The following is a 24,448-nucleotide window of genomic DNA, read 5'->3' on the forward strand; positions in this document are numbered from 1 at the left end:
TGGGAGTCCGACCTGGCTCCCCCGCATGGCCCGTTACCCGTCCGTCGACGTCGCGCTCGACGCGCTCCAGGCTCGCAACGCCGAACTCGAACGCGACCTCGCCGCGGCTCGCCGCGGCGGCGACGTCGAGGCCGCCCTCGACCGGGTCTGGACCCGGGCGCTCGACGTCCAGCACAGCGACGAGACGCTGGGCGTGGCGGTCGCCATGTTCGACGCGCTGCGCGGGCTGGGCCTGCCCGTCGTCCAGATCAGCCTGAGCGGCCGGCCCGACCGCGACGCGGGCGAGGCGCCGGCCTGGACGGCCGGCGTCGACGCCGACGGCGCGGCCCGCGCGAACCAGCACGTGACGGCCACGACGGGGCTCGCGCTGCTCGACGCCACGTTCGCCAAGGCCCAGGCCGGGAGCCCCCCGCTGTCGGAGACGCTGGCGCCGGCGGCCTTCAAGGCCTACCTCCGGGCCTCGCTCGCGCGCTACCCCTCGTCGTACGCCGACCGCGTCGTGGCGCGGGCGCCCCGGGCCGCGACCTACCACTACATCGCCGTCCCGGCGCGCGCGCGGCAGAGCGGGCCGCTCGTGGCCGTCTTTTCCGAGCCGCCGGGCCCCGACGCGTTGCGCACGCTGGAGCGGTTCGCCGTCCTGTTCGCGCTGGCGTACGCCCGTCACCAAGACCTCCAGCAGGCCGAGATCCGCGCCCGGACCTCGCGCCTCGACGCGGCCGCCGAACGCGCCCGCGCCCGAGCGCTCGCGATGCGCGGGCCCGAGGACCTCGACGACGCCGTCGGCACGGTCGTCCGCGAGCTCCGCCGGCTCGGGGTCCCCTTCCACCGTTGCACCGTCGCCGCGTTCGACGGCCCCACGCGGAGCGCCCGCTACTGGTCGTCGACCGGCCACGCGGCGACGCCGTCGGCCACCAGCACCGTCGAGGGCCACCCGTTCTACGACGCCCTGTGGGTGGCGTGGCGCACCCAGCAGGACCTCTCGTACATCTTGGAGGGCGACAGCCTGGACGCCTACCTCGACCGGCTCCGCGCCCTCGACCCCGCGCTCGCCGACGTCCACGACCCCGCCGAGCGCGAGTACGTCTACGCCGTGACCGTCCCGGCCGGCGTGCTCGCGGCGTTTTCGGCCCAGCCGTTCTCCGAGGACACCGTCCAGGCCATGCAGCGGATGGGCGGGGCGTTCGACGCCGCGTATGCGCGCTACCTCGACTTGCTGGAAGACCACAAGCGGGCCCGCGAGGCCGCGCTGGCGGCGTCCGTCGACCGCGTCCGCGCCGAGGTCGCCTCGATGCGCACGGCCGACGACCTCGACCGCGTCACGCCCCGGGTGTGGACCGAGCTGACCGACCTCGGCGTCCCGTTCGTCCAGTGCGGCGTGTTCATCGTCGACGAGCCCGCGGGCGCCGTCCGCGCGCTCCTCGCCACGCCCGACGGCGCGCCGCTCGGCGCGCTGGAGCTCCCGGCCGACGAGCCCCCCCTCATCGCCGACGTCGTGGCCCACTGGCGCCGCCAGGACACGCTGGCCGTCGTCCTCCCGCCGGACCGCGTGCTGGCGTGGGCCGCGCTCCTGGCCGACGGCGGCCTCGACGGCTCCGCGCTGCCGGCCGGGCCGCTCGCGCTCCGGTTCGCCCCGTTCGCCCAGGGCCTGCTCTACGTCGGCTCGCCGGCCCCGCTCTCCGAGGAGGACGGGGCGGCCGTCCAGACGCTCGCCTCGGCCTTCGAGGTCGCCTACGCCCGGTATGCCGACTTCCAGCGGCTCGACGCCCGCACGCACGAGCTCGAGGCCGCCCTCGCCGACCTCCAGGCCGCCCAGCAGCGGTTGGTGCAGTCCGAAAAGCTGGCTTCGCTCGGCCAGCTGACGGCCGGGATCGCCCACGAGATCAAGAACCCCCTCAACTTCGTCAACAACTTCGCCAGCCTCTCGCGCGAGCTGGCCGCCGAGCTGGCCGCCGAGGTCGAGGGCGACTCGGACCCCACCCTCGTCCGCGAGCTCGTCGACGACCTCACCGACAACGCCCGGCGCATCGAGCAGCACGGCCGCCGCGCCGACGCCATCGTCCGGGCCATGATGCAGCACGCCCGCAGCGGCGCCGGCGAGCGCGGCGCCCTCGACCTCGACGCGCTCGTCGACGAGCACGTCAACCTCGCCTACCACGGCCGCCGCGCCCAGGCCTCCGACTTCAACGTGGCGTTGGTGCGGGAGCTCGGCGGCGTCGGCCTGGTGGAGGGCGTGGCCCAGGACCTCGGGCGCGTCGTCATCAACCTGGTCTCGAACGCGTTCGACGCCGTCACGGCGCGAGCGGCCGCGGAGGGCCGCGCCTTCGAGCCGACCGTCCGCATCGCGACGGCGACGGTCGACGGGGGCGTCGAGATCCGCGTCGAGGACAACGGGGCCGGGATGTCGGACGAGGTCCGGGCCCGCGTCTTCGAGCCGTTCTTCACCACCAAGCCTGCCGGCAAGGGGACCGGCCTCGGCCTGTCGATGAGCCACGACATCGTGGAGCAGGGCCACGGCGGCCGGCTCGCCGTCGAGAGCTCCGACGCCGGCACGACGTTCGTGGTGACGCTCCCCGCCGCCCCGGCCTAGCCGAGGCGGCGGCGCACGCTAGCGGCCCTTCTCGACCCAGACGCGGAGCAGCGACATCAGCTGGTCGACGTTGACCGGCTTGGTGAGGTAGTCGCTGGCGCCGGCCTCGAGGCACTTTTCGCGGTCGCCCTTCATGGCCTTGGCCGTCACGGCGATGATGGGGAGCGACGCGAACCGCTCGATCTTGCGGATGGCGCGGGTCGTCTGGTAGCCGTCGAGCCCGGGCATCATGATGTCCATGAGCACGACGTCGACGTCGTCGGCCGCCTCGAGCATGGCGATCCCGTCGCGCCCGCTCTCGGCGTAGATCACCTCCATCTTGTGGCCTTCCAGGAGGGCCTGGAGCGCGAAGATGTTCCGGATGTCGTCGTCGACGACGAGCACCTTGCGGCCGGCGAGCGCCGCCTCGGGGCGGTGGCTCCGGGCGAGCCGCTCGCGCTGGGTCGCCGAGAGCTGGGACTCGTCGAGGTGGAGGTGGAGCGCGGTCTCGTTGAGGAGCCGGTCGAACGACTCGACGTCCTTGACGACGACCGCCTCGGCGAGCTCGTGGAGGCGGCCGGCCTCCTCGGAGCTGAGGTCGCGCCCGGTGTGGACCACGACGGGCAACTCGGTCAGGCCGAGGTCGGCGCGGAGGTGCTCGACGAGCTCGATCCCGCTCATGTCGGGCAGGCCGAGGTCGACCACGGCGCAGTCGAAGGTCGCGTCGGCGAGCGCCTCGATGGCGGCCGCGCCCGTCCCGACCGAGACCACCTCGACGCCCTCCGTCCCGACGAGATCGCCAACCAGGCCGCGCTGCGTCTCGTCGTCCTCGACGACGAGCAGCCGCTTGATGTCGGAGCCGGCCAGGCTCTGCGCCCGGTCCAGCCCGGCCTCGACGGCGTCGCGGTCGACGGGCTTCTGGAGCGGCGGGAGCGCGCCGCGGCGCTCGCGGCGGGGCAGCGCGTCCGACACGGAGACGATCTGGACGGGGATGTGGCGGGTCGCGGGCTGGTTTTTGAGCCGGTCGAGCAGGGCCAGCCCGTGCATCCCCGGCAGGTGCATGTCGAGCGTGATCGCGGCCGGCTCGTAGCGGCGCACGGCCGCCAGCGCCGCCTCGGCGTTGTCGGTCACGATCGCCTTGAACCCCTTCTCGCGCGCCACGTCGACCAGGATGCCCGCAAAGTGGGGGTCGTCCTCGACGATGAGCAGGATGGCGTCGCCGGGCTCGAGGTCCGCCCGGTCGTCGGCGACCCGGCGCGGGAGCGCGCGCCCGGCCGGGGCGCCGGCGGCATCGGGCATCTCGGCCGTCGCCGGCTCGGCCGTCGCCGTCTCGGCGGCCGGCGTGCGGACCGCCGCGGCCTCCGGGGCGCCGTCGCCGTGTGAGGCGGCCGGCGCGTCGGCGGGCTCGCCGTCGGCCGGTGCGGAGGCGTGGTCGTCGGCGGCCGGCGAGTCGGCCGGGTCGGCCTCGCCGTCGGGCTCGGCGGGCGCCGCGGGGGGGGCCGGCGCCGGGCTCGCCAGGCCGTCGCCCATCGTCGTGATCTCGTCGCCGCTGGGCGCCAGCAGCGTCGGCATAGAGTACACGTCGGGGAGGTAGAGCGTGAAGGTGCTCCCCTCGCCGGGCGTGCTCGCGAGGTGGATCTCGCCGCCGAGCAGGCGGGCGATCTCGCGCGAGATCGACAGCCCGAGGCCGGTCCCCCCGTAGGTCCGGTCGACCGAGCCGTCGGCCTGCTGGAACGCCTCGAAGATGACCCGCTGCTTGTCGTCCTCGATCCCGATGCCCGTGTCCCGGACCGCGAACCCGATGACGCGGTCGGCCGCGCGCAGCGTCTCCGTCCGGAACGCCTGCCCGTCCGCGGGGGCGACCGTGAGCGACACGGCGCCGTCGTGCGTGAACTTGAAGGCGTTCGAGAGCAGGTTCTTCAGGACCTGGTGGAGCCGCTTCGGGTCGGTCTCGATCACCGGCGGGAGGCCGTCCTCGATCGCGATCTCGAAGTCGAGCTCGCGGTCGTTGGCGACCTCGCGGAACAGCCGCTCGGTCTCGTCGGCCAGCTCGGTGAACGGGACGCGCTCGATCTCGACCGGCATCGCGCCGGACTCGATCTTGGACAGGTCGAGGATCTCGTTGATGAGGCCGAGCAGGTCGCTCCCGGACGAGTGGATCGTCTCGGCGTACTCGATCTGCTTGGGCGTCAGCTCCGCGTCGGGGTTCTCCGCCAACATCCGCGACAGGATGAGCATCGAGTTGAGCGGGGTCCGGAGCTCGTGGCTCATGTTGGCCAGGAACTCGCTCTTGTACTTCGAGGTGAGCGCGAGCTGCTCGGCCTTCTCCTCGATGGCCGTCCGGGCCTGCTCGATCTCGTTGTTCTTGCGCTCGACCTCGGCGTTCTGCTCGGCGAGCTCGCGGGCCTTCTCTTCGAGCTCGGTGTTCGTCTGCTGGAGCTCGTCCTGCTGCTCGCGCAGCAGCTCCTCGGACTCGCGCAGGCTCCGGGCCTGCTCCTCGAGCCGCCGGTTCGTCTCCTGGAGCTCGTCCTGCTGGCTCTGCAGCTCCTGGGTGAGCCCCTGCGACTGCGTCAGGAGCGCCTCCGTCCGCATGTTGGCCTCGATCGAGTTGAGCACGATGCCGATCGACTCCGTCAGCTGGTCGAGGAACGTGAGGTGGTTCTGGTTGAACGCTTGGAACGACGCCAGCTCGATGACGGCCTTGACCTCGCCCTCGAACAGGACGGGCAAGACCACGATGTTGCGCGGCGGCGCGCTCCCCAGCCCGGAGTTGACGCGGACGTAGTCGTCGGGCACGTCGGTGATCAGGATCCGCTCGCGCTCGAGCGCGCACTGCCCGACGAGCCCCTCGCCGACCCCGAACCGGTTGTTCAGGCCGCGGCGCTCGCGGTAGGCGTAGGTCGCCGTGAGCCGGAGCTCGGGCTCGGTCTCGCCGGCCGCCCGCTCGGCCATGTAGAACGCCCCGTGCTGGACGTTGACGAGGGGCGCGAGCTCGGACAGGATGAGCTTCGAGACCGTCTGGAGCTCCTTCTGGCCCTGGAGCAGCTGGGTGAACTTGGTCAGGCTGGTCTTGAGCCAGTCCTGCTCCTGGTTCTTCAGCGTCGTGTCCTTGAGGTTGAGGATCATCTCGTTGACGTTGTCCTTCAGATCCGCGACCTCGCCGGCCGCCTCGACGGTGATCTTCTTGGACAGGTCGCCCGCGGCCACGGCCGTCGTGACCTCGGTGATGGCGCGGACCTGGGTCGTCAGGTTCGCCGCCAGCTGGTTCACGTTGTCGGTCAGGTCGCGCCACGTGCCCGAGGCGCCCGGCACCTCGGCCTGGCCGCCCAGCTGCCCCTCGACGCCCACCTCGCGGGCGACCGTCGTCACCTGCTCGGCGAACGTGTCGAGCGTGTCGATCATGGCGTTGATCGTGTCGCGGAGCTCGGCGATCTCGCCCTGCGCCTCGACCTGGAGCTTGCGGTCCAGGTTGCCCCGGGCGACCGCCGTCACGACCGCCGCGATCCCGCGGACCTGGGTCGTGAGGTTGTCGGCCATCGAGTTCACGTTGTCCGTCAGGTCCTTCCACGTCCCCGAGACGCCCGGGACCTGCGCCTGGCCGCCCAGCTCGCCCTCCGTGCCGACCTCGCGCGCCACGCGCGTCACCTCGCTCGCGAACGAGCTCAGCTGGTCGACCATCGTGTTGATCGTGTCCTTCAGCTCGGCGATCTCGCCCTGGACCTCGACGGTGATCTTTTTCGACAGGTCGCCATTCGCGACCGCCGTCGTGACCTCGGCGATGTTGCGGACCTGCGTGGTCAGGTTGTTGGCCATCGAGTTGACGTTGTCCGTCAGCTCCTTCCAGGTCCCGGACACGCCGGGCACCTTGGCCTGGCCGCCCAGCTCGCCCTCGGTCCCGACCTCGCGCGCCACGCGCGTCACCTCGGACGCGAACGCCGAGAGCTGGTCGACCATCGTGTTGATGGTGTCCTTCAGCTCCAGGATCTCGCCCTTCACGTCGACGGTGATCTTCTTCGACAGGTCGCCATTCGCGACGGCCGTGGTCACCTCGGCGATGGCGCGGACCTGCGTGGTCAGGTCGCCGGCCATGTAGTTCACGTTGTCGGTCAGGTCCTTCCAGGTCCCCGACACGCCGGGGACCTCGGCCTGGCCGCCGAGCTTGCCCTCGGTCCCGACCTCGCGCGCCACGCGCGTCACCTCGCTCGCGAACGAGCTCAGCTGGTCGACCATCGTGTTGATGGTGCTCTTGAGCTCCAGGATCTCGCCGCGCGCCTCGACGGTGATCTCCTTGCTCAGGTCGCCATTCGCGACGGCCGTCGTGACCTCGGCGATGTTGCGGACCTGGGTCGTCAGGTTGTCCGCCATCGAGTTCACGTTGTCGGTCAGGTCCTTCCAGGTCCCCGACACGCCGGGGACTTCGGCCTGGCCGCCGAGCTCGCCCTCGGTCCCGACCTCGCGCGCCACGCGCGTCACCTCGGAGGCGAACGACGAGAGCTGGTCGACCATCCGGTTGATCACGTTCTTGATCTGCAGGATCTCGCCCTTCACGTCGACCGTGATCTTCTGGGTCAGGTCGCCGTTGGCGATGGCGGTCGCCACCTTCGACACGTCGCGGAGCTGGACGGTCAGGTTGCCCGCCATCGCGTTCACGTTGTCGGTCAGGTCCTTCCACGTGCCCGAGACGCCCTCGACCTCGGCCTGGCCGCCGAGCTCGCCCTCGGTGCCGACCTCACGCGCCACGCGCGTGACCTCCGAGGCGAAGCTCTGGAGCTGGTCGACCATCGTGTTGATGGTGTTCTTGAGCTCGGCGATCTCGCCCTGCGCCTCGACGGTGATCTTCTTGCTCAGGTCGCCGTTCGCGACGGCCGTCGTGACCTCGGCGATGTTGCGGACCTGGGCCGTCAGGTTGTCCGCCATCGAGTTCACGTTGTCGGTCAGGTCCTTCCAGGTCCCGGACACGCCGGAGACCCGGGCCTGGCCGCCGAGCTGGCCCTCCGTCCCCACCTCGCGCGCCACGCGCGTGACCTCGCTCGCGAACGCCGAGAGCTGGTCGACCATCGTGTTGACCATCTTGGCCGTCCGCAAAAACTCGCCGCGGACCGGCCGGCCCTCGGCCTCGAGCTCGACCTTCTGCGACAGGTCGCCGTTCGCGACCGCCCCGATCACGCGCTCGACCTCGGCCACGGGCTGCCCCAGGTCGATGATGAGCTCGTTGACCGACGACACGGCCGTCCGCCAGCCGCCGGTCGCGCCGGGCACCGCGGCCCGCTCAGCGAGCCTCCCCTTTTTGCCGACCTCGTCGCGGACGCGGGCCAGCTCGTCCGCGAGCTGCTCGTTGAGCGCGATGATCGCGTTGAGCGTGTCGGCCACGCGGCCGACCGTCCCGTTCTGTTCGACGACGAGCCGGGCCGAGAAGTCGCCCTTGTGGACGGCCGTCAGGACGGCCAGCAGGTCCTTCGCGTCGAGGTCGCACAGGCCGCCGGTCGTTGGGGCGTCGGTGGAGGCCGCCTTGCGGGCGCGGCTGGGGCGTTTGGCGGGTGTCGACGCGTCGGTGTCGGGCGTCGGCTTCTTGGTAGCCATCGAGCAGCAGGGAGAGCCAGGGGGTCCGTCGGGCCGAAAGGTATCGGCAGCCGACACGCCCTCTCTACTCCGGCGCGACCTATATGTGCCCCCACCTGTCGAGGTCGCCCCTGGCGGCCCCTACAGCCGCTCCTTGCGCTCGAGGTACAGCGCGCGGCTCAGCATCACGGCCGCCTGCGCCGTCTGGTCCGTGAACCAGTAGTTGACGCCCGCGCCGACGGCCGCGCCCGCGATCGGGATCGACTGCGCCAGCTTCTGCGCGCCGAGGTTCTTGGCGATCTCGCGCGGGACGTGGCCGAGCTGCTCGCGCAGCGTGCCCTGCGCCGAGCGCGCCCGGTACCCGCCGCTGTCGATGGCCGAGGCCGCAACCGCCAGCTCGCGGAGCGCGTCGGACTTGGCCTCGCGCGAGCCGCTCGCGGCGACGTTGAAGATGGAGACGACGAGCGGCGTGTAGCCGGGGCCCTGGAGCGGGAAGCCGTACGCCGCGGCCACCTGCTGGATCAGCCGGAAGTTGACCGTGAACAGGACCGGGATGTCGGCCGCCAGCAACAGCGCCCCACCCAGGCCAGCCCCGCCGCCCGACAACGCCGCGAGCACGGAGTTCTGCGAGGCGTACTGCTTGGCGAGCCCGTCGAGCTCTTCCAGCGGCTGGTCGCGCAGCTCGCCGACGGTCGCGACCTCGATACCGGCCTCGGCGGCCTTCGCCAGCACGTCGTCGGCGTCGAAGGTCCACGCGCTCGCGTCGTTGAGCGTCGAGAGCGTTTGGGTCAGCGCCGCCGTCAGGCCGTCGACGACGGACTCGGGGACGAACTGGTCGAAGGCCCAGTCGACCGGCTTCATGGCGAAGCCGAGCGCCTGCTGGAGCAGGGTCTCGCCGCGCTCCCAGCGCTCGATCTCTCGCTGGGCGGTCCGCTCGTATTCGGTGAGGCGCATCGTGTGGGGCGTGGTCGTGGGGGACGGCGGCACGCTCCGGGCGCGGCGCCTAGTCGGCGGTAATGTCGTACTTCTTGAGCAGGCGGTACATCGTGGCCCGGCCGATGCCGAGCTCGGCGGCCGCCCGCTCCACGTTCCCGTCGCAGGCCCCGAACGCGGCCTCGACGGCGCGGCGCTTGAGCTCGTCGAGGGGGACGATGTCCGCACTACCGGACGCGGGCGCGCCGGGTTGCACGGCGGGCACGGCGAGCGGCGGGAGGTCGTCCCACGACGCCGGCGGGGCGCTCGCGGCGGTCTCCGCGACGGCGGGCTCGGCGAGCGCGGGCTCGGGGACGGTCGGCTGCGCGGGCGGCGCGCTGGGGGCGCCGTCGCCGCCGGCCTGGCCGTCGCCGCCCGTCAGGCCGTCGCCGCCCGGCACACGAGCGCCGGGGCGCTCGGCCCACGGCTGGATGGCCTGCGCCCCGCCGAGCAGCAGGTCGTCGACGGCGATCTCGTCGGCGTCCGAGATCAGGACGGCCCGCTCGACGGTCGACTTGAGCTCGCGGACGTTGCCGGGCCACGCGTAGTCCAGGATGGCGCGGACGGCGTCGCCGCTCAGCCGCTTGCCCTTGAACTGCGGGTGGGCCGTCGTGTAGTCCTCCAGGAAGCCCTGCGCGAGCAGCAGCACGTCGTTGCCCCGCTCGCGCAACGGCGGCAGGCCGATGGGGAACTGGAACAGGCGGTAGTACAAGTCCTCCCGGAACGTCCCGGCGCGGACCATCTCGAGCACGCTCTTGTTGGTCGCCGAGATCACGCGGCACTCGAACTTGATGGTGCCGCTCCCGCCGACGCGCGTCACCTCGCGCGTCTGGAGCGCGCGCAACAGCTTGGCCTGGAGCCCGAGGTCAAGCTCGCCGACCTCGTCGAGGAAGAGCGTCCCGCCGTCGGCCTGCTCGAACTTGCCGATGTGGCGGGCGTGCGCGCCGGTAAAGGAGCCCTTCTCGTGCCCGAAGAACTCGGACTCCATCAGCTCCGCCGGGATCGCGGCGCAGTTGACGACCACGAACGGGCCGACCTCGGGCTCGCCGGGCGGCGGGTCGGAGTTGAAGTGGATGGCCCGGGCGACGAGCTCCTTGCCCGTGCCCGACTCGCCCTCGATGGCGACCGTCAGGTTCCCCCGCAGCGTCTTCTGGACAAGCTGGTAGACCCGCTCCATCGCCGCGCTGTCGCCCACGATCTCGTCCATCCCGTACTTCTGGGCGACCTCGGCGCGCAGCTGCTCCACCTCGCGCGCCAGCCGCACGCGCCCCTTGAGCCGCTCCACGACCACGTCGAGCTTGACCAGGTCGTCGTGGCCCTTCGTGATGTAGTCGGTCGCCCCGCCCTTCATGGCCTCGACGGCCACGTCCGCCGTGCCCTGCGCCGAGATCATCACGATGGGCAAGTCGGGCTGGAAAAGCTGCAAGCGCCGCAGCGTCTCCATGCCGCCGATGCCGGGCATCATGATGTCCAGGAAGACGATGTCCGGGCGCTCGCGGTCGAGCGCGTCAAGCGCGTCCTCGCCGCTGTGGAAGACCGAGACCTCGTGGTCGGCGGGCTTGTCGAGCCGGTACGAGAGCAGGCGGGCGTAGTGCTTGTCGTCGTCGACGACGAAGAGGCGGGTGGTCACGTGAGCGGGGGGGGGAGTGCCCGTTCCGTATCGCCCCCTCCGTCGGGCACACTTAGGGCCGCTCGTTCACGCCGCGCCGGCGGCGCCGTGCGGCGACGCTCCGGCCGGTTGTTTCTCAGAATGAGACGGGCCGGTCGGGACACCGACGACGGACGGATGTGATTGTGCTCCCCCGTCCCCAGGGCACAGACGAACACTTTCCACAGCCCGGTCACAGGCGTCCAGGTCGGCGACGCCAGCGCGCAGCACATCAGCGTAGAGGTCCACCTCCAAGCCATTGCCGAGACCTCCCTGGATGCCCCAATGCCTTGCGAGACCAAACGGAGCCAGCTCCAACGCCTCCACGCGGTCGCCAGCGACGGCGCCCTCGGCAACGCAGCGGGACTGGCCAGCCTCATCCTCGACGCCCTGCAGGGATTGGGCGGCGCTGGCGGCTGAGCCCCCAGTCTCCGTCATCCTGAGCGGAGCGAAGGATCTCGACGCGAGGCCGCTCGCCCCGACATCCGGCCCCTACGACTTGAACCGTCGGCGTCGAGATCATTCGCTGGCGCTCAGGATGACAGTCGGGCGGCGTCGGCGCTACAAGTCCGCCGCGAGGTCTGCCCACGCCGGGTTGTACGCGTCGATGAGCGCCAGCTTGCGTTCGCGCCGCCAGCCCTTGAGCGCTTTCTCGCGGGCGATCGCGTCGCGAGCGCTCGGGTGCTCCTCACAGTACACGAGTTGAGTGACGCGGTACCGTGCCGTGAACGCGCCGGGTGCCCCGGCCCGGTGCTCGGCGACCCGGCGCGCGAGGTCGTTCGTCACGCCGACGTAGAGCGTGCGCCCCCGGCTGGCGAGGATGTAGACCCAATGCGACTGGCGCCGCTCCCCCACGTCCCGCTCGGATTCCCCTCACTAGCGTACGGCACAGCGCGCGGACGCCCGACTTCTCACCGCACCGCGTCGACCGCCGCCGCGATCCGCCGCGCCCGCGTCTCGGGCCGCTTGGCGCCCTCGATCCCCGCCACGACCTCCTTGCGCCGGGTGTACGACAGCGCCGCGAACGCCTCCGTCAGGCCAGCTTGCGCCAGCGCCGCCGTCAGGTCGTCCGGCACGGACACCTCGCGCGGGGCGTCGTCGCGCGCGACCGTCACCGAGACGGGGTCGCCGGGCTGCTTTCCGATCGCCGCGCGCACGTCCTTCCGCGCCAGCAGGATGTGGTCGGGCCCGCCCATCCGCACGAGCCGGCCCCGGTACGGCACGCCGTCGAACGTGGCGACGACGGCCGGGCGCTTGGACCCGAACGCGGCTTCGACGTCGAACGGGACGACGACGAACGCGCCGCCGCCCTCGTTTGCGACGATCGTCGCGGTGAAGGCGTGCTCGGCCATGGCTAGATCCAGATCAGGCCCGCGATGCCGATCGCGAAGCAGTAGTACGCGAAGTACTGGAGCGAGCGCCGCTGGACGAGCACCTGGACCGCCCGGATCGCGAACACGCCGCTCGCGAAGGCCACGACGGTCCCGACGACCAGCGGCACCATCCTGACCGTCATCCCGACGTCGAGCATGTCGAGCGTCTTGAGCAGCGTGGCCCCGAGCACGACCGGGAGCAGCATCAGGAACGAGAAGTCGGCGGCCTCCTTGCGGTCGACGTTGAGGTAGATCGCCGTGCAGATCGTCGAGCCCGAGCGGCTGATGCCGGGGATCAGCGCGGCCGTCTGGGCGATGCCCACGAGCACGGCCTTGGCCGGCGAGAGCACGCCGTCGGGGTCGGGCCGCAGGCGCGTGAGCAGCAGCAGGATGCCCGTCACGATGAGCGCGCCGCAGACGAAGCGGGGGTCGCCGAAGAGGGCCTCCAGCCGCTCCTCGAACAAGAGGTAGCCGATAAACGTCGGCACCATCGTGATCAGGATCAGGAGCGCCAGCCGCAGCGACGGGACCGGCCCGCCGGACGCCTCTGGCGCGTCGTAGCTGAGCTCGTTGCCGCGCGCGAGCTCGATCGGCCCGGGCTGGACGGCCTGCGCCCACGCGCGGCCGTTCGTCAATGCCCCGAACGCGTCGCGCAGGATGCGCCCGATCCGCTCGCGGTAGACGACCAGGATGGACAGCGCCGTGCCAAAGTGGACGAACACCTCGAACGTCACGTCCTTGGCGTTGCTCGTGTCGAGCCCGAGCACGTACTCGCCCAGGACGAGGTGGCCAGACGATGAGATCGGGAGAAACTCGGCCAGGCCCTGGATGAGGCCGAGAATCGCGGCTTGCCACCACGTCATAGAGAAACCGGAGAGGGGACGGTCGGAGAGGGGGTCCGCCTACGCGCCCCAGCCGGGGGCGGTCCCGCCGGCGCGTGCGGAGCCCGTGGAGCCTCGCCAGACGCCGATGTCGGGCCCCAGCGTCACGGCGCTGCGGGCGTCACGTCGAGCACATCCTCGCGGTCCACGCGGACGAGCCCCGGCGGGCCGCCCTTGATTGGCCGGACGTACTTCCGCTCCGTCACCGTCACCGGCACGACGGACTGCGTCTTGGCCGTCGAGAACCACGCCGCCAAGCGGGCCGCCGCCGCGACCGTCGCGGGCGGGACCTCCGTCGACCGCCCCGCGCGCCGGACGACAACGTGGCTGCCCGGCACGCCGCGCGCGTGGAGCCACAGGTCGTGCGGGCTGGCGACCTTCGTCGTGAGGTGCGCATTGCCCCGGGCGTGCTTGCCGACGAGCGCCTCGAACCCGCCCGGCAGGGCGATCCGTCGGAACGGCTCGGTCGGCCCCTCACCCCCGCGTTGACCGAGCACGCGCGCGAAGGCCTCGCTCTCGGCCTCGCGGAGCGCCCGCAGCTCGCCCAGCCCGGTCGTCGCGCGGAGGCGCGCCAGCAGGTCCGCCAGCGCCTCGGCCTCGGCGTGGACCGACGCCCACCGCTCCTCCGCCGCCGCTCGCGCCCCGCGCGTCCGCCGTGCCTTGTCATAAAACCGCTCCGCGTTCTCGACGGCCGACCGCGCCGGGTCGAGCGGGATCTCGATGTCTCCCGTCCCGCCCACGATGTCGTCGACCGTCACGGACTCGCGGCCCGGCCCGGCGCCCGCTTCGAGCGCCATCAGCAGGTGCCCCCACGTTTCGTAGCCGTCGGCGCGCGAGGGCTGCGCCAGCTCCGTCAGCATCGCCTCGGCCGACCGCTGGCGGCGCCCGGCGGCCGTCGCGAGCGCCTTTTCGAGCGGCCGGTACGCGGCGTCGTACGCGGCCTGTCCCAGCGACCGCTTCGACCACACGGCGAGGGCGGCCTCGACGGTCTCGAACGCCTCGGCCCTCCAGCCCTCGGGAGCCTCCGCGAGGGGCACGAGCGCGAACGCCTCCGCCAGTGGCCCGCGCCAGTAGACGTGCGGCGCGGGCGACGCGAGCGCCTCCCGAAACTTCTCGACCGCCCGGAACAGCGTCTCCAGATCGGCGCCCTCGGGCCCACCGTCGGGGTCGAGCCCGGCGCGGCGGACGGCCTCGGCCGCGAGCGCGCGGGGCATGAGGGGGACCGCCGCCGCCACGCTCTGCGCCAGCGTCTTTCGCGTCTTCCACCGCTCGGCGAACGCCTCGGCCGTGTCGACAACCGGGGCGGGACGGACCGCCGGGGCGGGCTCTCCGACGTGCGCCTCCTCATCCAAAAACGCCTCGCGCACGACGCCCTCAGCGTCGGTCCAGTAGACGTTGGGGCGAGGGCCGAACAAGACGATCTGGATCCGGCTCCCGTCCGTGAGGTCCAGAAACAGGTGACGGTCGCGGTCGCCAGCCCTCACCCGCGAGACGCGGCGGCCGTTTGCGCGCGCCAGCACGTCCGCCGTGTTGCGGCGCTGGCGCGAGGTGCCGGGCGTGCGGAAAAGGAGCGGCCGGGCCGGGTCGCAGACGACGCGCAGCGAGGTCGGGCCGTCGGGCGCGTCGAGGGCGACGGTTAATTCGCGCGCCGTCTGGCTCCACGCGGCCTCGACGACGGCGCCCGCGAGCGCGTCGTCCCACTCGGCGGCCAGGGCGTGGAGGGTGAAGTAGTCCATGCCCCAAGATCGACGCCAGCCAGCCGGCCAGCGGCACTCGTTGGGCCCCGGACGGCGCTAGCGGTCGACGGCGTACTGGTCGCCCGCGTGGATCGGCTCGCAGAACTCGGGCTGATCGACAAAGGAGACCACGCGAGCGGCGTAGACGCCCGGCAGCGTGACCGACCGGTAGGCGCACGTCCAGCACTCGATGATCTCCCCTGCCACCAGCGTCGGGTCGAAGCGGACGGTCTCCCCCGCCCCGACCGTCACCGTCGTCTCGACGTACTCGTAGCCCACGTAGCTGGCGCGGACGGCGTGCGTCCCGACGGGGACCTCGAACGAGAACCGCCCGTCGAGGTCGGTCGCCGCGCCGATCGTCGTCTCGACCAGCCAGACGGTCGCGCTGATCAGCACGTCGCCGGTCTCGGCGTCGGTGACGGTCCCGGTGATCCGGCCCGTTGCCGTCGAGTCCTGGGCGCTGGCGCCCGCCGCGAGGCACAGGGCGAGCAGAACGAGGCGCATGGATCGACGGGCGGGTAGGACGTCAAACACGGCCCCGCGCGCACACGCCGCAAGCCGTTTACGAACCCCCCTCCGAGTCGTCCGGGCGCTCCATGTGGCTCCCGTCCTCGCCGTGCTCGTGGACGACCGCGCACCCGACGCCCGCGCCCGGCGCCAGCACCACGTCCAGCGTCGTCGGCCCGTCGACGGTCGCCGCCAGCGTCGCGAGGTGGTAGCGGTACGCCCCGGTGCGGACGGCGTGCGTGCCGGCCGGGACACCTTCGATGCGGAACGAGCCGTCGCGCTGCGAGACGGCGCCGATGCCGAGGTCCGCGAGGACCACGCCCGCGCCGACGACCGGCATCCCCGTGTCGGCATCGGTGACGGTCCCGGTGACGACCGCGAGCGCCGGGGCGGGGTCGGCGGACTGGGCGGCCACGGCGGGCACGAGCAGGAGAGCGAGGGCGGCGATGAGCGGGCGCATGGCGGGGGCGATCGGGAGGCGGTCGGGTCCAACGACAGGCCCGTCCAAGTGTTTTAACGCCCACCCCCTATGTTGCCCCTGTCCAGACCCCGCTTGCCATGACCCTCGCCCCCATCCTCGACCGCTCCGGCGGCCCCCTCGTCACCATCGGCCCCGACGCCACGGTCTTCGAGGCCATCGGCCGGATGGTCGAGCACAACGTCGGCTCCATCCTGGTCCTCGACGACGGCGCCTTGCGGGGCATCTTTACCGAGCGCGACTACCTCCGCCGCATCGCCCTCCAGGGCCGGACCTCGCGCGAGACGCTCGTTCGCGACGCGATGACCTCGGACCTGGTGACCGTCGAGCCGAGCGCGACCGTCGACGCGTGCCTGGCGCTGATGACCGAGCGCAAGATCCGCCACCTGCCCGTCCTGCGCGACGGCGCGCTGGCCGGCGTCGTGTCGATCGGCGACCTGGTGCGCGCGCGTCTGGCCGAGGCGCGCGGCGAGGTCGAGGGGCTCCGGCAGTTCGTCCAGGGCGGCTACCCCGGGTAGCGGCGGCTCGCGTCAGGCCCCGCTCTCGCGCCCGCCCTCGATGAGCTCGCGGGCCGACTGGAGCGCGGCCTCCGACACCTCGTCGCCCGCCAAGAGCTCGGCGACGGCCTCGGCGCGCTCGGCCTCGTCGAGCCGGCGGATCCGGGTCCGCGTGCGGCCGTCCTCGGTCGTCTTCTCAACGAGGAAGTGCACGTCGCCCAGGCTCGCGATCTGCGGGAGGTGCGTGATCGCGATGATCTGGTGGAACTGCGCCAGCCGGTGCATGCTCTCGCCCGCGCGCCGCGCGATCGGGCCCGAGATGCCCGTGTCGATCTCGTCGAACACCAGGATCGGCAGGCGCTCGGACTTGGCCAGGATCGCCTTGAGCGCCAGCATGATCCGCGAGACCTCGCCGCCCGAGGCCACCTTGACGAGCGGCTTGGGGTCCTCGCCGAGGTTGGCCGACAGGTGGAACTCGATCTGGTCGGCGCCGGCCGGGAACGCCGTCACGCGGTGCTCGCGCGCGCCGTCGGGCAGGCTCACCCAGCCCTCAGGGTCCTCCTGGAAGCTGAACCGGACCTCGAACCGGGCGTGCGGCATGCCGAGCGTCGCGAGCTCCACGCCCACGGCCTGCTCGATCCGCTGGGCCACCTCGTGGCGCTTTTGCGACAGCCGGTAGGCCGCCTGGCTGAGCCGGTCGCGCGCCGCCTCGATCTTGCCGTCGAGCCGGTCGATGGCCCCCTCGAAGTCCTTGGCGAGGTCGTACGTCTGGCCGATGTCGGCGCGGTACGCCAGCACCGACTCGACGGTCCCGCCGTACTTGCGCGCGAGGTAGTCGATCTCGCCCATCCGCTCGCGGATCTCGTCGAGCCGCTCCGGATTGAACTCGATCTCGGCGTTGTAGCCCTGCAAAAACTGCGTCGCCTCCTTGAGCGCGATCTCGGCCGAGCGGACATCAGACAACGTCTCGTCGAACGCCGAGTCGATGCGGGCGAGGTCCTGGAGCTGGTTGCGGACGAGCACGAGCCGGTCGTAGAGCGCGTCGTCGGACTCGGAGATCTGGGCGTAGAGCTCGGCCGTCGCCTCGTAGAGGTGCTCGGCGTTTTCGAGCACGCGGCGCTCGGCTTCGAGCGCGTCCATCTCGCCCTCCTCGAGGTCGGCCGCGTCGATCTCCTCGATCTGGAACGCGTAGAGCTCCTTCTGTTTTTGGAGCTCGGCCTCGCGGCGCACCAGGTCGGCCCGCTCGGCCGCCAGCACGGCGACGGCCCGGTAGTGCTGGCGATACGTGTCGACGAGCCCGCCCAGGCCGCCGAAGTTGTCGAGCAGCTCGACGTGCGTCTCGGTCCGCAGCAGCGACTGGTGCTCGTGCTGGCCGTGCAGGTCGATGGTGTTGGACGCCACCTCGCGCAGCACGTCGAGCGTGGCCGGCGTGTCGTTGACGAACGCCCGCGAGCCGCGCACCGAGATCTCGCGCCGGATGACCAGGTTGCCGCCCTCCGACGGGTCGATCTCATGCGCCGCCAGCAGGGCCGGCAGGCGCCCCTCGTCGGCGTTGTCGAAGACGCCCTCCACGACGGCCTTCTTGGCGCCCGTCCGCAGCGCCTCGGTGCTGGCGCGCTCGCCGAGCAACAGCTTCAGCGCGCCGAGAAGAATCGACTTGCCCGCCCCGGTCTCGCCCGTGATGATGTTGAGTCCGCTGTCGAACTCGACTTCCAAGCGCTCGATGAGCGCGTAGTCGCGGATGGTGAGGCTGCGGAGCACGCCGGGGCGGGTGGGGAACGGGAGGCTACGTCAAGGTGGGAGACTTGTCATCCGGTACGCAGTGAATGATCCCGGGAGGCTCGGTGCAGACGGGGAATCGGGACTGGTTCTGTAACCCGCCAGCCCGCCTCCCGTAGCTCCCACACGCTTCCGACCGACCCATGACCCCCGGCACCATCACCCAGTTCGACCCCGCCCGCGGCACCGGCACCGTCACGTGCGCCTCCGGCGGCCGCTTCCCGTTCACGGCCCGCACCGCCCGTCTTTCGGAGGGCGACCGGGTCACCTTCCGGGCGACCGGCGGCATCACCGGGCTCTACGCCCTGGGCGTCCGCCCCGTCGGCGCCACGGCCCGGTCGGCCGACGCGCGGCTCGCGTTCCTGCGGCGCTCGCTGGCGCCGAGCCGCCCGATGCTGGCGGTCCGCTAGCGACGCACCCGACCGAAACGAACAGCGGCCGGCGAGGGACTCCCCCGCCGGCCGCTGGTGCGTTTGCCCGGTGCGGTCTAGCCGCGGCCGTGGCAGTGCTTGAACTTCTTGCCCGAGCCGCAGGGGCACGGCTCGTTGCGGCCGACCGTCTTGTCGACGACGACCGGGGCGGCCTTGGCCGTCGGGTCGCGCTCGGCCGACGACGCGCCGTCGCCGCCGATGCCGGCCGCGTAGTCCGGCGTCGCCTTCTCCTGCGTGGCCTGGGCGCGGTTCGGGTCGAGGCGCGGCTTTGCGACCTGCTGGACGCGGCGCGCGGCGTTGCGCTGGCTGTCGCCCTGGACGAGCGGCCCGGCCTTGAACACCAGCCCGACGACCTCCTCGTCGACCGTCTGGACGAGCTCCTTGAACAGCTTGAACGCCTCCATCTTGTACTCGATGAGCGGGTCCTTCTGGCCGTACGAGCGGAGCCCGACGCCCTGCTTGACCTCGTCGAGGTCGCGCAGGTGCTCGGTCCACTTTTCGTCGATCACCGCCAGCACGGCGGCGCGCTCGAGCGCGTCGTTGATCTCCTGGCCTTGGGACTCCAACACCGCCTCGGGCGTGACCGTCGCGCGCAGCACGCGGCGGCCGTCCGAGAAGTCGACGAACAGCTTCTTCGGCCGGTTCTCGGGGTCGGCCTTCTCCATCATCTCCGCGGCCGACTTGTAGAACGGGCCCGCCAGCGCGGACCGCTTGCGGCGGTAGTGCGCCGTGGCCTCGTCCAGGATCCGGTCGATCAGCCCCTGCTCGCCCAAGTTCGACGCCGTCATCGGGTCGATCTCCATGTCGAAGGCGAGGTGGATGCGGAGCGCCTCGCGGATCTCCTCGATGTCGCCGTTGCCGAAGTGCTCGCCGACGATCCGCTCGACGAGTTCGGTCAGCATGTCCAGGATGTCGCCGCGCAGGCGGTCGCCCTCGAGGGCGTGCATCCGGCGGTCGTAGATGACCTCGCGCTGGGCGTTGAGCACGTCGTCGTACTCGAGCTGGCGCTTGCGGCTCGCGAAGTGGTTCTGCTCGACCTTGGTCTGGGACCGCTCAACGCCCTTCGTGAGCCACTTGTGAGTGAGCACCTCGTCCTCCTCCATGCCGAGCCGGTCCATGATCTTGGCCGTCCGGTCGTGGCCGAAGAGCCGCATCAGGTCGTCTTCGAGCGAGACGTAGAACTGGCTGAAGCCGGGGTCGCCCTGGCGGCCGGCGCGGCCGCGCAGCTGCAAGTCGATGCGGCGGCTGTCGTGGCGCTCCGTGCCCAGGATCGCGAGCCCGCCGAGCTCCTTGACGCCCTCGGCCAGCTTGATGTCCGTGCCGCGGCCCGCCATGTTGGTGGCGATCGTGACGGCGCCGATCTGGCCGGCGTCGGCCACGATCTGGGCCTCGGCCTGGGCGCGGCTCGCCTTGGCGTTGAGCACGTTGTGCGGGATGCCGGCGCGCTGCAGCAGGCGCGACATCTGCTCCGAGGTCTCGACGCTCGCGGAGCCGATCAGGAGCGGCTGGCCCGTGTCGTGGATCTCCTGGACGCGCTCGAGGAGCGCCTTGTACTTGGCCCGCTTGGTCTTGTAGATCAGGTCGTCGTCGTCGTCGCGCGCGATCGGCCGGTTGGTCGGGACGACCACGACGGGGAGCTGGTAGATCTTGCCGAACTCCTCGGCCTCCGTCTCGGCCGTGCCGGTCATGCCCGCCAGCTTGGCGTACATCCGGAAGTAGTTCTGGATGGTGATCGTGGCGTACGTCTGGGTCGCGGCCTGGACCTTGACGCGCTCCTTGGCCTCGATCGCCTGGTGGAGCCCGTCGGAGTAGCGGCGGCCCGGCAGCACGCGGCCCGTGTGCTCGTCGACGATCATCACCTTGTCGTCCTGCACGATGTACTCCTTGTCCTTCTCGTACAGCGTGTAGCCGCGGAGCAGCTGGTTGACGGCGTGGATGCGCTCGGACTTCTCGGCGTAGTTGGTGTAGAGCTGGCGCTTGGCCTCCTCGGCCGCGTTGCGCAGCTCGCGGAGGTCGTTGTCCATCTTGTTCTTCCGCTTCTCCGAGTCGAGGTCCGAGCCCTGGATCTCGTCGATGAGCGCGGCCTTGTTGGCCTCGTAGGTCCGCTCGATCTGGGCGACCTCCGTCCCCACGTCGGGGATCACGAAAAAGTCGGCGTCCGTGCCGGCCGCCCGACCGATGGCCTCGCGGCCCTTGTCGGTCATCTCGATCTGGTGCTGGGCCTCCTCGAGCGCGAAGAAGAGGGGCTCGTCGACCTCGGGCATCCGCTTGGCGGACTCGGCGAGGTAGATCGCCTCGATGCTGCGGATGAGCATCTCGATGCCCGTCTCGCCCTTGAGCTTGATGAGCTTCTTGTTGCGCGGGTACCCGCGCTGGGCGCGGAGCAGGTCGAGCCCGGCGCTGTCGCGCAGGCGCTTGGCGGCCTTTTTGTCGGTTTCCTCCAGCGCCTCGGCCTCCTTGAGCTTGCGCTCGGCGTCGGACACGTAGCCGGCGACGAGCTTCTGCTGGTCGCGGACGAGCTTGTCGACCGGCGGCTGGAACTCCTTGAACTCGTCGATGCTCGCCTGGGGGACGGGCCCCGAGATGATCAGCGGCGTCCGGGCCTCGTCAATGAGCACCGAGTCGACCTCGTCGACGATCGCGTAGTGGTGCTGGCGCTGGACGAGCTGCTCGGCGTCGACCACGAACGAGTTGTCGCGCAGGTAGTCGAACCCGAACTCGTTGTTCGTGCCGTACGTGATGTCGGCGCGGTACGCGGCACGGCGGCCTGGGCTGTGCGACTTGTGCTTGTCGATGCAGTCGACCGAGAGCCCGTGGAACTCGAAGATCGGCGCCATCCACTCGGCGTCGCGCTGGGCGAGGTACGGGTTGACGGTGACGACGTGGACGCCGCGCCCGACGAGCGCGTTGAGGTAGATCGGCGCGACGGAGGTGAGCGTCTTGCCCTCGCCCGTCTTCATCTCGGCGACCTGCCCGCGGTGGAGCACGACGCCACCGAGCAGCTGGACGTCGAACGGCACCATCTGCCACTCGATCTCCGACCCGCCGGCCACCCAGCTCTTGCCCAGGAACCGCCGGCACGTCTCCTTGATGACCGCGAACGCCTCGGCGAGCACCTCGTCGAGCGCGGCCTCGACCGTGTCGATCCAGTCGCCCTCGAGGTCGTCGAGCCGCGCGTAGAGGTCCTGCCGGTCGCGGACGCTCAGCGTGTCGCCGGTCGTCGGGTCGGCGTCGGCGTTGTCGCCGCCGGCGGCCAGGAGCCGGGCGCGGACGTCGGCCTGCTCGGCCTCGATGGGCGCGGCGGCCTCGCGGATGCGGGCGCGGAACCCGTCCGTCTTGGCCTGCAGTTCGGCGTCGGTGACGTGCTGGAGCCGGTCGGCGATCTCGTTGATCTCGTCGACGACGGGCCAGAGCTTCTTGAGCTCGCGGGCGTTGGAATCGCCGCCGAACAGCTTCTGGAGGGCTTCAATCATCGGAGGGGGGGCTATCTCAGGGCGTACACAGGACCGCGCGAAGGTACGGGCCGGGCACCGGCGGACGGGGCCTGCGGGCGGTCGGCGCGGGGTTTCCGCGCGTTCTTCCGGCGGTGAACGGGCCGGGCGGCGCTCGCGGTTCACCTTCGTCGGTGTTTCGCGTGGGGCCGCGCTGGATGTCGGCGTCCGCACGCCCGGCCGGCGTGCGCGCTGGGGGCGGGCGTCCCGTCGGGGCACGGGCCACGCCGGAGTGACCGGCCGCCGCGCGCGAGCGGCCGTACCTTCGCGGTCCCACATCTGGACACGCCTAGACGGCCCTTCGAGACGGTCCCCGCAGACTCCGCCCGCCGCCCGGGCCTCCCGCCATGCGCCCCGTTCTCCTCGCCGCCGCCCTCGTGGCCGGCTGTGCCGTCGCCGCCGCCCAGCCGCGGACCCAGACGGCCTACGACCTCGTCCGCCTCGACGTGTCCGCCCGGTCGGCCGCGCTCGCCGGGCCCGCCGCGCTCGCGGGCGACCCCGCCGCCGCGTTCGCCAACCCGGCCCTGCTGACGCCCGCCGCGTCCGGCGCCGTCGCCCTCGGGTACACGAACCTGGTGGCCGACGTCAACGCCGGGTCCGTCGCGTATGCCCGCGACGTCGGGCTCTTCGGCGGGCTGAGCGTGCTCGGCGCCGTCCGCTACCTCTCCTTCGGCGACTTCGAGCGGCGCGACGAGATCGGCGGCGACGCGACGGGGACGTTCTCGGCGAACGAGGCCGCCGTGACGCTGGCGGCCTCGCGCGAGGTGCTGCCCCGATTCCGCGTCGGGCTCGCGGGCCACGCCCTGTTCGCCAGCCTCGACGACGCCGGCAGCTCGGCGGTCGCCGCCGACGCCGGGCTGAGCTACACCGTCGAGGAGCAGGGCCTGCGGCTCGGCGCCAGCGTCCACCACGTCGGCGCCGTCCTCTCGTCGCTGGGCGCGACCGCCGACCGGCTCCCGCTCGACGTGCGGCTGACCGTCGCCAAACGGTTGCGCTACGTGCCCCTCACCGTCTCCGTCGCCGGCATCGACCTCCACCGCTTCGAAGGCGCCGCCTCGGACTCGTCGTTCGCCAACCGCGTGTTCGATCACCTCGCCGTCGGCGGCGAGTTCCAGCTCGGCCAGACGTTCGCCGTCCGGGCGGGCTACAACGGCCGCCGGGGCGCCGACTTCCGCTCGGGCGGGCGGCTCGACCTGGCCGGCGTCTCGGTCGGCGCCGGCGTCACGCTCCGCCGCGTCTCCGTCGACTACGCCTTCCAGAACTGGGGCGACTTTGGCGGGACCCATCAGTTCGGCATCCGCACCCGGCTCTAGTCATGCTCGACGCCTTCGTCCGCGCCCTCCCCCGGAGCCTGGCGTCCGCCTACATCGCGCTCGTCCTGGTCAACGTGCTGAACCTCGCCCTCGGGGAGACGTGGGCCGAGGTGCAGGCCGGGCTGCTCGGCGACGTCGGCTTCTTCACCCTGTTCGGCGTCCTGTTCGCGGCCTACGACGCCTGGCGCTCGCAGCGCAAGGCGGGCGCGGAGTAGTCCGATCGCCCTAGGAAGTTGGGCGTCGGCGCCCGATACTTAGGTCCCCCCCTTTCCCCACGGCCATGTTGCAGCTCCCCTCGGGTCTCCGGATCCTGTCGCTCGCCCTGCTGGCGTTCGCGGTCGCCGCGTGCGACAGCGGCCCCAACTACGAGACCGTCGGCGCGCAGGCGGGCGAGGTCGCCGTGCCGCTCGGCGAGAGCGCCAGCCTCGACGGGCTCACCCTGTCGTTCCAGGCCGTCGCCGAGGACAGCCGGTGCCCCGAGGGGGTCGAGTGCGTCTGGGAGGGGCGCGCGGCGGTCCGCCTGACGGTCCAGGGCGCCGACCACACCCTCGCCGTCGTCGACCCCGCGCGCGAGCCGGAGGCCGGCGTGCGCGTCGGCCAGCGCGTGCTCTTCGCCGTCGCCCTGACGCCGCACCCCAGCGAGACGGCGCCGAGCAGCGATCGGCCCGTCGTGACGGTCGCCTCGTTCGAGGCCCGCTAGATGCTGCGCGCACTCGCCCTGCTCGCGCTGGCGGCCACCCTCAGCGCCGCCGGCTGCGCGGGCGCCGACGCCCCGCCCGAGGCGCCGTCGACCGAGGCGCGCGCGCCGGAGGCCCCGGCCACGCCCGCCCCTCCGCCCCCGGCCGCGACGCCCGACGCCCCCGCCCGTCCGATCCCCCCCGCCATCGTCGAACTCGGCGGGTCCACGACCGTCGAGGGCCGGACGCTGCGGTTCGTCGAGGTCGTCGAGGACAGCCGGTGCCCCGAGGGCGTGGACTGCATCCAGGCCGGCCGCGCCCAGATCCGCCTCGCCATCGGCGCGGACCAGGCCGTGCTGTCGGTGCCGCACGCGCGGATGGGCGACGACGAGACGGCCACGGCCGTGCTCGACGGGCTCACGGTGACACTCCAGTCGCTCGACCCGTATCCCGGCTCGGCGGCCGCGCAAGCCGGGGAGCCCGTCCGCGCCGTGCTCGCGGTCCGGTAGCGGTGTAGCCGAGCGGTCGCGGGCGGCGGCC

General features: G+C 72.1%; 18 protein-coding genes. 7 read left to right on the plus strand and 11 right to left on the minus strand.

Annotation, left to right across the window (positions count from 1 at the left end; genetic code table 11):
• The first annotated feature begins 25 nt into the window (after nt 1-25).
• Nucleotides 26-2,587, plus strand: coding sequence for an ATP-binding protein (locus tag ACLIRP_RS12380; RefSeq protein WP_412060764.1), 2,562 nt, complete (start codon nt 26-28; stop codon nt 2,585-2,587).
• An 18-nt stretch (nt 2,588-2,605) separates the two neighbouring features.
• On the opposite strand, the gene ACLIRP_RS12385 is transcribed toward ACLIRP_RS12380, so the two are convergent.
• The 9 genes from ACLIRP_RS12385 to ACLIRP_RS12425 form a co-directional block, all read right to left on the minus strand.
• Nucleotides 2,606-8,146 carry a HAMP domain-containing protein gene (locus ACLIRP_RS12385; protein ID WP_412060765.1) on the minus strand — a complete coding sequence of 1,847 codons (5,541 nt, stop codon included), beginning with the start codon at nt 8,144-8,146 and terminating at the stop codon, nt 2,606-2,608.
• A gap of 120 nt (nt 8,147-8,266) precedes the next feature.
• Nucleotides 8,267-9,079, minus strand: a complete 813-nt coding sequence (locus ACLIRP_RS12390) for an EcsC family protein (protein WP_412060766.1) — start codon at nt 9,077-9,079, stop codon at nt 8,267-8,269.
• 49 nt (nt 9,080-9,128) lie between these two features.
• The gene (locus ACLIRP_RS12395; RefSeq protein WP_412060767.1) at nt 9,129-10,727 is read right to left on the minus strand and encodes a sigma 54-interacting transcriptional regulator; all 1,599 of its coding nucleotides are present in this window, start codon (nt 10,725-10,727) and stop codon (nt 9,129-9,131) included.
• Between the two features lie 579 nt (nt 10,728-11,306).
• Nucleotides 11,307-11,600 carry a GIY-YIG nuclease family protein gene (locus tag ACLIRP_RS12400; protein ID WP_412060768.1) on the minus strand — a complete coding sequence of 98 codons (294 nt, stop codon included), beginning with the start codon at nt 11,598-11,600 and terminating at the stop codon, nt 11,307-11,309.
• A 56-nt stretch (nt 11,601-11,656) separates the two neighbouring features.
• A complete protein-coding gene (locus ACLIRP_RS12405) occupies nt 11,657-12,097 on the minus strand; it encodes a DUF1905 domain-containing protein (RefSeq protein ID WP_412060769.1) in 441 nt (146 codons plus the stop codon).
• 2 nt (nt 12,098-12,099) lie between these two features.
• Nucleotides 12,100-12,981: an undecaprenyl-diphosphate phosphatase gene (locus tag ACLIRP_RS12410; RefSeq protein ID WP_412060770.1), complete on the minus strand. Its 882-nt coding sequence runs from the start codon at nt 12,979-12,981 to the stop codon at nt 12,100-12,102.
• Between the two features lie 122 nt (nt 12,982-13,103).
• Nucleotides 13,104-14,735 carry an NFACT family protein gene (locus ACLIRP_RS12415; RefSeq protein ID WP_412060771.1) on the minus strand — a complete coding sequence of 544 codons (1,632 nt, stop codon included), beginning with the start codon at nt 14,733-14,735 and terminating at the stop codon, nt 13,104-13,106.
• A gap of 57 nt (nt 14,736-14,792) precedes the next feature.
• Nucleotides 14,793-15,239 carry a carboxypeptidase-like regulatory domain-containing protein gene (locus ACLIRP_RS12420; RefSeq protein ID WP_412060772.1) on the minus strand — a complete coding sequence of 149 codons (447 nt, stop codon included), beginning with the start codon at nt 15,237-15,239 and terminating at the stop codon, nt 14,793-14,795.
• 58 nt (nt 15,240-15,297) lie between these two features.
• Nucleotides 15,298-15,702, minus strand: a complete 405-nt coding sequence (locus ACLIRP_RS12425; protein ID WP_412060773.1) for a carboxypeptidase regulatory-like domain-containing protein — start codon at nt 15,700-15,702, stop codon at nt 15,298-15,300.
• A 98-nt stretch (nt 15,703-15,800) separates the two neighbouring features.
• On the opposite strand from ACLIRP_RS12425, the gene ACLIRP_RS12430 reads away from it, so the two are divergent.
• The gene (locus ACLIRP_RS12430; RefSeq protein WP_412060774.1) at nt 15,801-16,238 is read left to right on the plus strand and encodes a CBS domain-containing protein; all 438 of its coding nucleotides are present in this window, start codon (nt 15,801-15,803) and stop codon (nt 16,236-16,238) included.
• 12 nt (nt 16,239-16,250) lie between these two features.
• On the opposite strand, the gene recN is transcribed toward ACLIRP_RS12430, so the two are convergent.
• Nucleotides 16,251-17,978, minus strand: a complete 1,728-nt coding sequence (gene recN / locus ACLIRP_RS12435) for a DNA repair protein RecN (protein ID WP_412060775.1) — start codon at nt 17,976-17,978, stop codon at nt 16,251-16,253.
• Between the two features lie 161 nt (nt 17,979-18,139).
• Between recN and ACLIRP_RS12440 the strand changes: the two genes are divergently transcribed.
• On the plus strand, nt 18,140-18,406 hold the full coding sequence (locus tag ACLIRP_RS12440; protein ID WP_412060776.1) for a cold-shock protein: 267 nt from the start codon (nt 18,140-18,142) through the stop codon (nt 18,404-18,406).
• Nucleotides 18,407-18,483: 77 nt separating this feature from the next.
• On the opposite strand, the gene ACLIRP_RS12445 is transcribed toward ACLIRP_RS12440, so the two are convergent.
• A complete protein-coding gene (locus ACLIRP_RS12445) occupies nt 18,484-21,900 on the minus strand; it encodes an SEC-C metal-binding domain-containing protein (RefSeq protein ID WP_412060777.1) in 3,417 nt (1,138 codons plus the stop codon).
• A gap of 365 nt (nt 21,901-22,265) precedes the next feature.
• Between ACLIRP_RS12445 and ACLIRP_RS12450 the strand changes: the two genes are divergently transcribed.
• From ACLIRP_RS12450 to ACLIRP_RS12465, 4 genes are all read left to right on the plus strand, one after another.
• Nucleotides 22,266-23,231, plus strand: a complete 966-nt coding sequence (locus tag ACLIRP_RS12450; protein WP_412060778.1) for a PorV/PorQ family protein — start codon at nt 22,266-22,268, stop codon at nt 23,229-23,231.
• 2 nt (nt 23,232-23,233) lie between these two features.
• A complete protein-coding gene (locus ACLIRP_RS12455; RefSeq protein WP_412060779.1) occupies nt 23,234-23,446 on the plus strand; it encodes a hypothetical protein in 213 nt (70 codons plus the stop codon).
• A gap of 65 nt (nt 23,447-23,511) precedes the next feature.
• Nucleotides 23,512-23,931, plus strand: a complete 420-nt coding sequence (locus ACLIRP_RS12460) for a hypothetical protein (RefSeq protein WP_412060780.1) — start codon at nt 23,512-23,514, stop codon at nt 23,929-23,931.
• On the plus strand, nt 23,932-24,417 hold the full coding sequence (locus ACLIRP_RS12465; protein WP_412060781.1) for a hypothetical protein: 486 nt from the start codon (nt 23,932-23,934) through the stop codon (nt 24,415-24,417).
• Nucleotides 24,418-24,448: the final 31 nt, after the last annotated feature.

It is taken from the genome of Rubrivirga halophila (assembly GCF_046845755.1).
In the GTDB taxonomy this organism is placed as follows: Bacteria; Bacteroidota; Rhodothermia; order Rhodothermales; family Rubricoccaceae; genus Rubrivirga.